The organism is Phenylobacterium sp., assembly GCF_019636135.1.
Taxonomy (GTDB): domain Bacteria; phylum Pseudomonadota; class Alphaproteobacteria; order Caulobacterales; family Caulobacteraceae; genus Phenylobacterium.
The window spans coordinates 17,440-29,033 of sequence record NZ_JAHBYD010000014.1; the positions used below are offsets into that span (position 1 = coordinate 17,440).

The 11,594-nt window shown below is 72.7% G+C and carries 9 protein-coding genes; 2 read left to right on the plus strand and 7 right to left on the minus strand.

Annotated elements, in window-relative coordinates; translation table 11 throughout:
- Positions 1-14 precede the first annotated feature (14 nt).
- From KF737_RS11365 to KF737_RS11390, 6 genes are all read right to left on the minus strand, one after another.
- On the minus strand, positions 15-1,523 hold the full coding sequence (locus tag KF737_RS11365; RefSeq protein WP_296454494.1) for a CoA-acylating methylmalonate-semialdehyde dehydrogenase: 1,509 nt from the start codon (positions 1,521-1,523) through the stop codon (positions 15-17).
- Positions 1,524-1,527: 4 nt separating this feature from the next.
- Positions 1,528-2,334 carry a 5-deoxy-glucuronate isomerase gene (gene iolB / locus KF737_RS11370; protein ID WP_296454495.1) on the minus strand — a complete coding sequence of 269 codons (807 nt, stop codon included), beginning with the start codon at positions 2,332-2,334 and terminating at the stop codon, positions 1,528-1,530.
- Positions 2,334-3,233 (minus strand): myo-inosose-2 dehydratase, encoded by a 900-nt coding sequence (iolE, locus tag KF737_RS11375; protein ID WP_296454497.1) that lies wholly within the window; start codon positions 3,231-3,233, stop codon positions 2,334-2,336. Before iolE ends, iolB begins: the two co-directional genes overlap by 1 nt.
- Before the next feature lie 3 nt (positions 3,234-3,236).
- Positions 3,237-5,087, minus strand: coding sequence for a 3D-(3,5/4)-trihydroxycyclohexane-1,2-dione acylhydrolase (decyclizing) (gene iolD, locus KF737_RS11380; protein WP_296454499.1), 1,851 nt, complete (start codon positions 5,085-5,087; stop codon positions 3,237-3,239).
- Positions 5,084-7,015, minus strand: a complete 1,932-nt coding sequence (iolC, locus tag KF737_RS11385; RefSeq protein WP_296454501.1) for a 5-dehydro-2-deoxygluconokinase — start codon at positions 7,013-7,015, stop codon at positions 5,084-5,086. The genes iolD and iolC overlap by 4 nt, the downstream gene beginning before the upstream one ends.
- A 98-nt stretch (positions 7,016-7,113) precedes the next feature.
- Positions 7,114-7,986: a MurR/RpiR family transcriptional regulator gene (locus KF737_RS11390; RefSeq protein ID WP_296454503.1), complete on the minus strand. Its 873-nt coding sequence runs from the start codon at positions 7,984-7,986 to the stop codon at positions 7,114-7,116.
- Positions 7,987-8,116: 130 nt separating this feature from the next.
- Here KF737_RS11390 and KF737_RS11395 point away from each other — a divergent pair, with 130 nt between their 5' ends.
- Together KF737_RS11395 and iolG are read left to right on the plus strand one after the other, a co-directional pair.
- Complete coding sequence (locus KF737_RS11395; protein WP_296454506.1) at positions 8,117-9,100, plus strand: Gfo/Idh/MocA family oxidoreductase; 984 nt, start codon at positions 8,117-8,119, stop codon at positions 9,098-9,100.
- A 9-nt stretch (positions 9,101-9,109) separates the two neighbouring features.
- Positions 9,110-10,093, plus strand: a complete 984-nt coding sequence (gene iolG, locus KF737_RS11400; protein ID WP_296454508.1) for an inositol 2-dehydrogenase — start codon at positions 9,110-9,112, stop codon at positions 10,091-10,093.
- Positions 10,094-10,340: 247 nt separating this feature from the next.
- Here the strand turns inward: iolG and KF737_RS11405 are convergent, their stop codons facing one another.
- The gene (locus KF737_RS11405; RefSeq protein WP_296454510.1) at positions 10,341-11,591 is read right to left on the minus strand and encodes a histidine-type phosphatase; all 1,251 of its coding nucleotides are present in this window, start codon (positions 11,589-11,591) and stop codon (positions 10,341-10,343) included.
- Positions 11,592-11,594 lie beyond the last annotated feature (3 nt).

The window sequence follows — 11,594 nt, forward strand, 5'->3', positions numbered from 1 at the left end:
CCCCGGGTCTGCCGCTAGCGCATGGTCGGGATGACGAAGCTCTGGTCGGCGACCTCGCCGCCCGCGGCCCGCTTCGGCCAGCGCTGGGTGACGATCTTCTGGCGCGTGTAGAAGCGCACGCCGTCCATGCCGTACTGGTTCAGGTCGCCGAAGCCCGAGCGCTTCCAGCCGCCGAACGAGTGGTAGGCGACGGGCACGGGGATCGGCACGTTGACGCCGACCATCCCCACCTCGACCTCGGCGGCGAACTCGCGCGCGGCGTCGCCGTCGCGGGTGAAGATCGCCACGCCGTTGCCGTAGGCGTGGCGGGTCGGCAGGGCGACCGCCTCGGCGAAGCTCCCGGCGCGCACGATCTGCAGCACCGGGCCGAAGATCTCGTCCTGGTAGGCCTGCATGGCCGGCGTCACGCGGTCGAACAGCGTGGGGCCGACGAAGAAGCCGCCCTCGGAGCCCTGGAGCGTGAAGCCGCGGCCGTCGACGACCAACTCGGCGCCCTCGTCGACGCCCATCTGGATATAGCCCTCGATGCGGGCCTTGTGGGCGGCGGAGACCACGGGGCCGTAGTGGGCGTCGGGGTCGGTGGAGACGCCGATCCGCAACCCCTCGATCGCCGTGACGAGCTTGCTGCGCAGGGTGTCGGCGGTCCGCTCGCCCACCGCCACGACGACCGGCAGCGCCATGCAGCGCTCGCCGGCCGAGCCGTAGGCGGCGCCCACGATGTCGGCGACGGCCTGGTCGAAGTCGGCGTCGGGCAGCACCACGCCGTGGTTCTTGGCGCCGCCCATGGCCTGGCAGCGCTTCCCGTTGGCGGCGGCGCGGGCATAGACGGCCTGGGCGATGTCGGACGAGCCCACGAAGCTCACCGCCTTCACCGCCGGGTGGTCGAGGATGGCGTCCACCACGGTCTTGTCGCCATGCACGACGTTGAGGATGCCCGGCGGCAGGCCCGCCTCGTGCATCAGCTCGGCCAGGCGCACGGGCACGGACGGGTCGCGCTCGGACGGCTTGAGGATGAAGGCGTTGCCCGCCGCGATGGCCGGCCCGAACATCCACATCGGGATCATGGCCGGGAAGTTGAACGGGGTGATCCCGGCCACCACGCCCAGCGGCTCGCGGCTGGAGAAGACGTCGATGCCCGGCCCGGCGCCGCCGGTGAACTCGCCCTTCATCAGGTGCGGGACGCCGCAGACGAACTCGATCACCTCCAGCCCGCGCTGGATGTCGCCGCGGCTGTCGGCGACCACCTTGCCGTGCTCGGACGAGAGCAGCGCGGCCAGCTCGTCCATATGGAGTTCCAGCAGGCGCCTGAACTCGAACATCACCCGCGCGCGGCGCTGCGGGTTGACGGCGGCCCAGGCCTTCTGCGCCACGCGGGCGCCCTCGACGGCGGCGTCGAGCTCGGCGGCGTTGGCCAGCGGGACTCGCGCCTGCACCCGGCCGGTGTTGGGGTCGAACACGTCGCCGAAACGGCCCGAGGCGCCCGCGACCTGGCGGCCGCCGATGAAGTGGGGGATGTTGCGCACGGGGTCAGGCCTTCTTCGCGATCCAGTCGTGGGTGGGGTCGTTGCGGAAGATCCACTGGCGTTTCGGCCCGGCCATGACGTTCAGGTAGTAGAGGTCGTAGCCGTGCGGCGCGCCGACCGGGTGGTAGCCGCGCGGCACCATCACCACGTCGCCGTCCTCCACCGAGATCGTCTCGTCCAGGCTGCGGTCGTCGGTGTAGACGCGCTGGATCGCGAAGCCCTGCTGCGGGTCCAGGCGGTGGTAGTAGGTCTCCTCCAGCGCGGTCTCCTCCGCCGGCGTGGCGGTGTCGTGCTTGTGCGGCGGATAGCTCGACCAGTGGCCGCCGGGCGTGATCACCTCGACCACCAGCAGGCTCTCGGCGGGCTCGGTCTCGGGCAGGATGTTGCGGACGTAGCGGGTGTTGGTGGCCTTGCCGCGGACCTCGCGGCTCATGCGGGCGGGGTCGATCAGCCGGGGCGCGCCGGCGCCGGTCCCGGGGGCGGTGCAGACCGCGAGCTCGACGGGGCCCCTGGCCGTCACCGTCCAGGCCGCGCCGGCCGGGACGTAGACCGCAGCGGGCGCCTTGTCCTCGAAGACGCTGCCGCGGCCGCCGACGCCGGGATAGTCCGCGTCGCCCGCCTGGATGTCGGCCGTCCCGGTCAGGACGACGAGGCAGGCCTCGCGGCCGCGCTCGCCGCCGCGGGCGGCCTGGCCGTCGGCCAGGCGATGCACCGCGAAGCCGACGTGGCGCCAGCCGGCGCTCTGCGGGCTGACCTCCAGCACCTGGCCGTTGGCGTCGGGGGCGTGCGGGCGGACGCGCAGGTCGGGCATCAGGCGGCCTCCTCCAGCCCGGCGGCCGCGGCCTCGCGCTCCAGGGTGCGCAGGCCCAGCTCGCCGTAGGTGCGCGGATTGGCGACGGCGGGGTCCTGCTCGGCCTCCACCACGATCCAGCCCGCATAGCGGATGTCGGCCAGGGCGCGCATCACCTTGGCGTAGTCGATGCCGCCGTCGCCCGGCACGGTGAACATCCCGGCCAGCACGCCGTCCAGGAAGCTCTGGCCGTTGCGGCGCACGCCCGCGAACACCGGGCCGCGGACGTCCTTGCAGTGGACGTGGGCGATGCGGCTGGGATGCGTGCGGATGGCCATCACCGGATCGACGCCGCCCAGCGCCGCGTGGCCGGTGTCCAGCGTCAGGCCCACCGTCTCGCCCGTCGCCCTGATGAACGCCTCCAGGTCGTCGGGCCGCTCCACCACCGTGCCCAGGTGGTGATGGTAGGCGAAGCGCAGGCCGTGGCCGGTGATGTGGTCGGCGAAGGCGGTGAGGCGCGCGCCGAACGTCTTCCAGCCCTCGGCGTCCAGGCGCGGCGTCCCGCTGAGCGGCGTCCCCTTCTGCCCGTGGATGGCGTTGGAGGTCTCGGCGTGGACCCAGACCGTCGAGCCCATGGCCTTCAGCAGCTTCAGGTGGTCCTGCGCCGCCGCGATCTCGGCGTCGACGTCGTGCGCCAGCAGGGCGCCGCTGAACCAGCCGCCGACGAGATCCAGGCCGTAGGCGTCCAGCTTCGGCTTCAGCACCGCGGCGTCGCGCGGGAAGATCCCACCGAGCTCGACGCCCGAGAAGCCGATGTCGCGCGCGTCGGCGAGGATGGTCTCCAGCGGCGTGCCGGCGCCGAGTTCGGGCATGTCGTCGTTGACCCAGGCGATCGGGCTGACGCCGAAGCGGATGGACATGCGCTAGTCTCCGGTGCGCTGGTCTTTGACGGCGGCTTCGTAGGCGGCGCGTGCGGCGCGGACGGCCGGGCGGCTGGACACCTCGGGCACCGCCACGTCCCACCACGCCCCGCCGGCCTCGGTCGAGATCGTCGGGTCGGTGTCGATGACGACGACGCTGGTGCGGTCGCTTTCGCGGGCGCGCGCCAGGGCGGCCTCCAGCTCGGCGATCCCGCCCACCTTCTCGGCCCGCGCGCCCAGGCTGGCGGCATGGGCGGCGAAGTCGATCCCGGGCAGGGTCTCGTGCGCGGCGTCGGCCAGCAGGTTGTTGAACGGCGCGCCGCCGGTCGCCTGCTGGAGGCGGTTGATGCAGCCGAAGCCGCGGTTGTCGAGGACGGTGATCGTCAGCTTCTTGCCCAGCATCACCGAGGTCGCGATCTCGGAGTTCAGCATCAGGTAGCTGCCGTCGCCGACCATCACATGGACGTCGCGATCCGGCGCGGCCATCTTCACGCCCAGGCCGCCGGCGATCTCGTAGCCCATGCAGGAATAGCCGTACTCGACGTGGTAGCCGCCGGGCCGCTGCGTGCGCCAGAGTTTGTGCAGTTCGCCCGGCAGGCCGCCGGCGGCGCAGACCACCACGGCGTCGGGGCCCGCCGCGCGCTGGACGGCGCCGATCACCTGGGCGTCGGACGGCGGCGCATCGCCGGCCGGGGTGGCGGTGACGGCGTCCGCCGCGGCGGTCCAGGCGACGACCGCGTCGCGGGCGAGGGCGCGCCAGGCCTGCGGCGCGCGCCAGCCGTTGAGCCGGGCCTCCAGGCCCTCCAGCACCACGTCGGCGTCGCCGACGACGGCGGCCGCGCCGTGCTTGTGGGCGTCGAAGGCGCCGACGTTGACCTGGATGAGCCGCCGGTCCCTGGCCGCGAACAGCGCGCGCGAGCCGGTGGTGAAGTCCTGCAACCGCGTGCCGACGCCGACCACCAGGTCCGCCTCGGCGGCCGCACCGTTGGCGGCGCTGGAGCCGGTGACGCCGATGGAGCCCAGGTTCATCGGATGGTCCCAGGCGAGCGCGCCCTTGCCGCCTTGTGTCTCGGCCACCGGCACGCCCAGCGTCTGCGCCAGGCGCGCGAGGCGTCCCTCGGCGCCGGCGTAGAGCACCCCGCCGCCCGCCACGATCAGCGGCCGCTCGGCCGCCTTCAGGGCCGCGGCCAGGTCGTCCAGCTCGCGCACGTCGGGACCGGGGCGGCGGATGCGCCAGACGCGCCGGGCGAAGAAGGCCTTCGGCCAGTCGAACGCCTCGGCCTGCACGTCCTGGCAGAAGGCGAGCGTCGCCGGCCCGCAGTCGGCCGGGTCGGTCATCACCGCCATCGCCCGCGGCAGGGCCGCCAGGAGCTGCTCGGGCCGGGTGATGCGGTCGAAGTAGCGCGAGACCGGGCGGAAGCAGTCGTTGGCGCTCACCGCGCCGTCGCCGAAGTCCTCGACCTGCTGGAGCACCGGATCGGGCCGGCGCGAGGCGTAGACGTCGCCCGGCAGGAACAGCACCGGCAGGCGGTTCACGTGCGCCAGCGCCGCGGCGGTCACCATGTTGGTCGCCCCCGGCCCGATGGAGGTGGTGCAGGCCATCGCGCGGCGGCGGCGCATCTGCCTGGCGTAGGCGATGGCGGCGTGGGCCATCGCCTGCTCGTTGTGCGCGCGCCAGGTCGGCAGGGTGTCGCGCAGGCCCTCCAGCGCCTCGCCGAGCCCCGCGACGTTGCCGTGGCCGAAGATGGCCCAGACGCCCGCGAAGAACGGGACCTCGGCGGCGTCGACCTCGACGAACTGGCGCGTCATCCAGCGGACGGTCGCCTGGGCCGCGGTGAGGCGCAGTGTGCTCATGCGGCGCGTCCCACCCCGGCGCGGGCGCGGCGCCAGGCGTCCCACAGGAACGACAGGGTCTCGGCCAGCCGGCGCACGGCCGCAGCGTCGTCGATCTCGCCCGCCAGCCAGGCGCGGGCCGGCTCGTAGAAGATGGTCCGCCCCACCGCGAAGCCCTTCACGACCGGCGCCTTCGCCGTCGCCTCGAACGCAGCCACCAGGGTGTCCAGCGGCTGCGACAGGCCGAGCAGCACCACGCCGCGGCACCAGGGGTCGCGCGCGGCGATCACCGCCTCGATGTTGCGCCAGGCGGCGGGATCGTCGAGGGGCTCCAGCTTCCACCAGTCGGGCTTCACGCCCAGATCGTAGAACCGGTCGACGGCGCGGGCGATGGTGGCCGCGTCGCACGCCGTGTCCGGCGGGGCGATGATCTCCAGCAACAGCTCGTGGCGGGTCTTGCGGCAGGCGTCGAACAGCCGGAGCACCTGCCGCTCCTGGCGCTCGCGCAGGTCGGCCGGATCGTCCGGGTGGTAGAAGACCAGCACCTTGACCACATGGTTCAGAGGCCAGGTCGCCAGTTCCGTCGCCACGTCGTCCGAGCATTCGAACGCCACGGGGTTCGAACGCGGGACCTCGATGCAGCGGCCGATCCAGTAGGGATGGTCGGCGGCGGCGGCCAGCGCATCGAAGCCGTAGCGGCCGTCGAGCAGGATGCCGAAGCGCGGGTCGCCGCCCGCCACCTGATGCAGCGCCTCCAGCGCCAGGGTCTTGAACGCCGGCAGGCGGGCCGGATCGGCGCCCACCTCGACGGCCAGCTCCTCGAGCTGCACCCGGTGGTCGATGGCGAGGACGGCGAGCTCGTCGTAGGTCCCCGTCCGCGTGGTGGCCCAGTGGATGTGCTCCAGCCCGGCGTCCTCGCGCAGGCGGAACGGGCGGTCGCGGCGGGCCAGGAACGCCTCCATCTCGGGCCAGGTCGGCATGGCCGGCGCGCAGCCGTGGCGCGAGACCACGATGGCGCCCGCGGCGTTGGCCAGCTCGCAGCAGCGCGGGAGCGGCAGGTCGCGCAGCCAGCCACGCAGGAAGCCGCTCATGAACGCGTCGCCGGCGCCCAGCACGTTGAACACCTCGACCTCGAAGCCCAGCCCGACGACGCCGTCGTCCAGGCTGTCCGGGATCGCGCCCGGGAAGGCCGAACAGCCCTGCGGCCCGCGCTTGCAGACCAGGAGCGCGCCGGTCCGCTCGCGCACGGCCCTGAGCGCCGCGACGGTGTCGGTCGTACCGCCCAGGATGTGGATCTCCTCCTCCGTGCCGACCACGAGGTCGCACAGCGGCAGCACCTGCTGCAGGATCGCCGTGACCGCATCGTGCGCCACGAAGCGGTCCTCGCCCATGTCCCGCGAGGTCAGCCCCCAGAGCACGGGCCGGTAGTCGACGTCGAAGACGACCTTGCCGCCCGAGGCCTTCGCCAGCTCGGCCGCCTTCATCGAGGCGGCGAACACGCCGGGCTGCGACAGGTGGGTGCCGTTCACCAGCACGGCGCGGGCGGCCCGCACCTGGGCCTCGTCCACGTCGTCCGCGGCGATCGCCATGTCGGGGCAGTTCTCGCGGTAGAAGATCAGCGGGAAGGTCTCGCGGTCGCGGATGCCCAGGACGACCAGCGCGGTCAGGCGGTCGGGGTCGGAGATGACGCTCGTGACGTCGACGCCCTCGCGGACGAGCTGCTCGCGGATGAAACGGCCCATGTGGTCGGCGCCGACGCGGGTCAGCAGCGCGCTCCTCAGGCCCAGGCGGGCGACACCGATGGCGGTGTTGGTCGGGCTGCCGCCGACGTACTTGGCGAAGGACCCCATGTCCTCGAGCCGGCCGCCGACCTGCTCGCCGTAGAGATCGATGCTGGACCGGCCGATGGCGAGCAGATCGATCGACTTGTCTTCCGCTGCCCGGTCCAACACGCCCCTCCCCGCCGCACTCATCGCGACGCGTCTTGGAACGTGTATTCCAACATTGGCATGTCTGCAATGTTCATTTCATACTCGGAACGGATGTTTCAACGCTTCCGCCTGTTCTTCGCGTCCTCCTTGCGCGAGGCCTCGAAGGCGAAGCCGATCACCAGCGCCTGGGCCAGGCACATGGAGGCCGAGAGCGAGCGGAAGGCGCGGATCTCCGACTCGCGGACCTGCAGGGTCACCGTCGCCGGCTTCGCGATCGGGCTGACCAGGCTGTCGCTGATCGACAGCACCGGCGCGCCGCGCGTGGCGGCGGCCTCCACCGCGTGGACCGTCTCCTCCGCATAGGGCTGATAGCTGACGGCGATCAGCAGGTCCTCGGGCCGGATCATGCCCACCTGCTGGCGCGCCAGGCCCGCGACGCCATCCACGAAGGTCGTGCGCTTGCCCGCCTGCTGCAGCGAATAGGCGAGGTAGGCGGCGATCGGGAACGCGCGGCGCACGCCCACCACGAACACCGTGTCGCACGCCTCGACCAGCCTCACCGCGGCGGTGAGGTCGGCGTCGCTGACCGTCTGCGGCAGGTTCTGGAGGGCGATCGTGTTGCCCTCCACGAACTCCGAGAGCAGTTCGGCCCCGCCCGAGGCGGCGCTGTTGTCGACCGCGCGGCTGAAGTTGCGGACCCGCTCGGAATAGCCCAGGGCCGCGTGGCCCGAGAGCAGGCCGTCGCGGAACAGCCGCTGCATCTGGCTGGCGCCGTCGAAGCCGAAGCTCTTGGCGAAGCGCACGATGGCCGACGGCTGCACGCCGCTGCGCTCGGCGATCACCGCCAGGGTCTCCAGCGCCAGCTCGTTGGGCTCGTCCAGCACGTAGCGGGCGATCTGCTGCAACCGCTTCGAGAGGCCGTCGTAGCGCGCCAGGATCGCGGCGCGCAGCTCTTCGGCCGTGGTGGGCGGGATCTGCGCGTCGGTCATGCGGCCTCGGATCGGATATTCCTGATCTAGAATATCTGTTCCGCCCCGAACCGCAACGCGCCGCGCGCTTCGTTCCATTTCTCTTGTGAACGGAAATTTTGTTCCATAGAACGGCGGCGAGGGAGGCCCCATGCACAGAATCGCCCAGATCGGCGCCGGACGGATGGGCTCCGTCCACCTCAGGAACGCCGCGGCCCATCCCGCCCTCGACCTGGCCTTCGTGGTTGATCCGCGTCCCGACGTGGCCGAGGTCGCCGCCGGTGTCGGCGCGCGGCCCGCGCGGCTGGAGGACGTGCTGGCCGACCCGTCGGTGGAGGGCGTGATCGTGGCCAGCTCCACCGACGCCCACCTCGACCACGCGCTGGCGGCGCTGGACGCCGGCAAGGCGGTCTTCTGCGAGAAGCCGCTGGACCTGGACGCGCGGCGGCTGAGGGCGTTCGAGAGCGTCCTGGCCCGGCCCGCGGCGCCGCTGTTCGTCGCCTTCAACCGCCGCTTCGACCCGCATTTCCGGGCGCTGAAGGCGAAGCTGGACGGCGGCGAGGTCGGCGAGCTGGAGACGCTGCAGATCGTCAACCACGACCCCGCCGCGCCGCCCGCCCACTTCCTGCCCACCAGCGGCGGCCTCTTCAAGGACTTCACCATCCACGACTTCGACATGGCCGGCTGGCTGATGCCCGACGCGCCCACCGAGATCTTCGCCTGGGCGAGCTGCCTCGTGGACCCGGCCATCGCCGAGGTCGGCGACGTCGACACCGCCCGCGTGATGCTGAAGGACGCCAGGGGCCGCCTCTGCGTGATCTCCAACACGCGGCGGTCCGGCTGCGGCTACGACCAGCGGATCGAGGCGTTCGGCTCGAAGGGCATGGCGGTCGCCGGCGACCTCGTGCAGGACACGGTGCAGGTCTGGCGGGAGGACGGCGCCCGCGGCGCGGCCCTGCACCCCGGCTTCATGGCCCGCTACGCCGAGGCCTATGCGGGCGAAATGGCCCACTTCGCCGACATCCTCGCCGGCACGGCGGCGCCCGAGACCGGCTACGACGCCAGCCTGCGGTCGCTGGAGCTGGCCGAAGCGGCGGCCGAGTCGGCCAGGGCCGGCGCGCCGGTGCGCCTCTAGGAGCTTCCGATGCACAAGATCGCTCTCATCGGCGCGGGCCGCATCGGCCGCATCCACGGCGCCAACGTCGCCGCCCATCCCGGCCTGGCGCTGAGCCACGTCGTCGACCCGCTGGCGGAGAACGCCCGGGCCGCGGCCCACGACCTGGGCGGGACGGTCGCCGACCTCGACGCGGTGCTGGCCGACCCAACGGTGGCCGGCGTCATCGTGGCCAGCGCCACCGACACCCACCTCGACTACAGCGTCCGCGCGCATCGGGCCGGCAAGGCGGTGTTCTGCGAGAAGCCCATCGACATGGACCTGGACCGCGCCCGCGCGGCGGCCGCCAGCCTGGAGGGCGCGCGCCTGTTCCTGGGCTTCAACCGCCGGTTCGATCCCAACTTCCGGGCGCTGAAGGCGGCGCTGGACGCCGGCCGCGTGGGCGGGATCGAGAGCCTGCAGATCACCTCCAACGACCCCTCGCCGCCGCCGGTCGCCTACGTGAAGGTCTCGGGCGGCCTCTTCAAGGACATGGCGATCCACGACTTCGACATGGCCCGCTGGATCCTGGGCGAGGAGCCGGTCGAGGTGTTCGCCTGGGGGAGCTGCCTGGTCGATCCCGCCATCGGCGAGGCCGGCGACATCGACACCGCACGCTGTGTCCTGAAGACCGCGTCGGGCCGGCTCTGCGTCATCGCCAACAGCCGCCGCTCGGGCTTCGGCTACGACCAGCGGCTGGAGGCCTACGGCGCGTCGGGCATGATCCGCGCCGACAACGTCGTCGAGAGCACGGTGCGGGTCTGGACCGAGGCCGGCAGCCAGGCCGACCGCTTCCAGAACTTCTTCCTCGACCGCTATGCCGCCGCCTATCGCGCCGAGATGGCCCACTTCGCCGATATCCTGGACGGCCGGGCGGAACCCGAGATCGGCTACGCCGACGGCGTCGCGGCCCTCGCCCTGGCCGAAGCCGCCGCCCGGTCGCTGGCCTCGGGCAAACCCGTCAGCCTGCTGTAGCAGCGGAGCTGCGCGGCGCGCGTGCTCTTTTGAACCACGAAATACACAAAAGGCGGGCCTGTTCGGAGAGGCCGCGAAGCGGCGACTTCCGATTCGATAAGCCACAGAAAACACAGAAGATCACAGAAGGGGCCGCCGCCGACTTCTGTGTTTTCTGTGTCCTTCTGTGGTTCGAAATGACTGAGCCTCCGCTGGCGCGAAGGCTCGTGGGAAAGGCGCGGTGCTCTTTCGTGTATTTCGGGGTTGCTCAGGGCGCGGGGTGGTCCAGCTTGCGCTGGACGATGGCCTGGAACCGGGCGAGCGGGCACGGGTCCGAGGCCGAGGTCGTACAGCCCGGGATGGGCAGGTAGGCGTGCGCCGGCGGGGCGTCCGCGGTCAGCGGCGCCAGGTTGCGGAGCTGGTCCATCGACTGGGCCTGGTAGAAGGCGCGCACGAACGACCGGCCGCCGGCGTCGGAGAGCAGCTCGAAGCCCAGCGCGCCGCCCGGCGGCGGATCGTCGGCCGGGTATTCGGCGATCCGCCAGTGCAGGTCGAGCATGCCGCCCAACTGCGCGATGTTGGTGTCGTGGCCCACCAGGAGCGTGAGCCGCCCCGCGCCCGCCTCGCCGCCGAGCGCCGCCAGGATGCGTTGCGCGATCGGCGCGGCCGCCCGCTCGGCGACGTAGGGCGTGCGCGCCTCGTAGTAGAACTTGGTCGAGTGGAAGCGCAGCAGCCTGGTCAGGTCGGCCTTGGCGGCCCGGCCCCAGCCGACCTGCTCCATCGGCTTGCCTTCGACGTACTCCAGCATGATCGACTGGCCCGCCGTGGAGGCCACGCCGAGGGCGCCGCCCAGATCGGGGCCGTCGTGCGCCTGCGGCTCCAGCGCCGACGGGACGTCGGCGAGCCGGCAGCTCGGGACGGCGCAGGCCTCGGGCTTGCCGAGGATGCGCTGCAGCACGGCGAAGTCCGCCGCGTGCTTCGCCTGCACCGCCTTCAGGCCGCCCCGCGGGAGCCGGGCCTGCGCTGCGGCCATCGCCCGCGCGCCGTCGATGGCCGCGCCGGAATCGAGCGGGTGGAAGACCGGGTCGTTGTTCTCGTCGGCGGGGTGATCGACGGCCACGTCGCAGCCGGGGAACATGCCCTCGGCGTAGTTCTGCGCCGTCTCGATCGCGCGGCTCTTGCCGCTGGCCCAGACGGCGACGTCCCCGGGCGCCGGGCAACCCTGCGCCGGCAGCAGCCCCCGGGCGCCGAAGGCGACGCGGTCGTATTGCCCCATCAGCCGGGCGCCGGCGGCGCCGTGGGGGGTGAGCTCGCCGAACGGCGTCGTCCAGGCGCCCCAGGGCTGGGCCGCCCACCCCGGCGGGGTGACGGCCGCCTTGGTCGGCGGCCGCACGCTGTGGCGCATCAGCATGACCACCCGCTCGAGCTTCAGCGGCGGCCCCGCAGCGGGGGCCGCGCCAGCCGGCCCGCCGAGCAGGGCGAGCGCCGCGATCGGCGCGATCAGGACCCGTCGTGTCATCGG

Coding starts and splice junctions, on each gene's coding strand:
- iolB (WP_296454495.1), bottom strand. CDS start 2,334: ATGCCCGACCTGCGCGTCCGCCCGCACGCCCCCGACGCCAACGGCCAG.
- iolE (WP_296454497.1), bottom strand. CDS start 3,233: ATGTCCATCCGCTTCGGCGTCAGCCCGATCGCCTGGGTCAACGACGAC.
- iolD (WP_296454499.1), bottom strand. CDS start 5,087: ATGAGCACACTGCGCCTCACCGCGGCCCAGGCGACCGTCCGCTGGATG.
- KF737_RS11390 (WP_296454503.1), bottom strand. CDS start 7,986: ATGACCGACGCGCAGATCCCGCCCACCACGGCCGAAGAGCTGCGCGCC.
- KF737_RS11395 (WP_296454506.1), top strand. CDS start 8,117: ATGCACAGAATCGCCCAGATCGGCGCCGGACGGATGGGCTCCGTCCAC.
- iolG (WP_296454508.1), top strand. CDS start 9,110: ATGCACAAGATCGCTCTCATCGGCGCGGGCCGCATCGGCCGCATCCAC.
- KF737_RS11405 (WP_296454510.1), bottom strand. CDS start 11,591: ATGACACGACGGGTCCTGATCGCGCCGATCGCGGCGCTCGCCCTGCTC.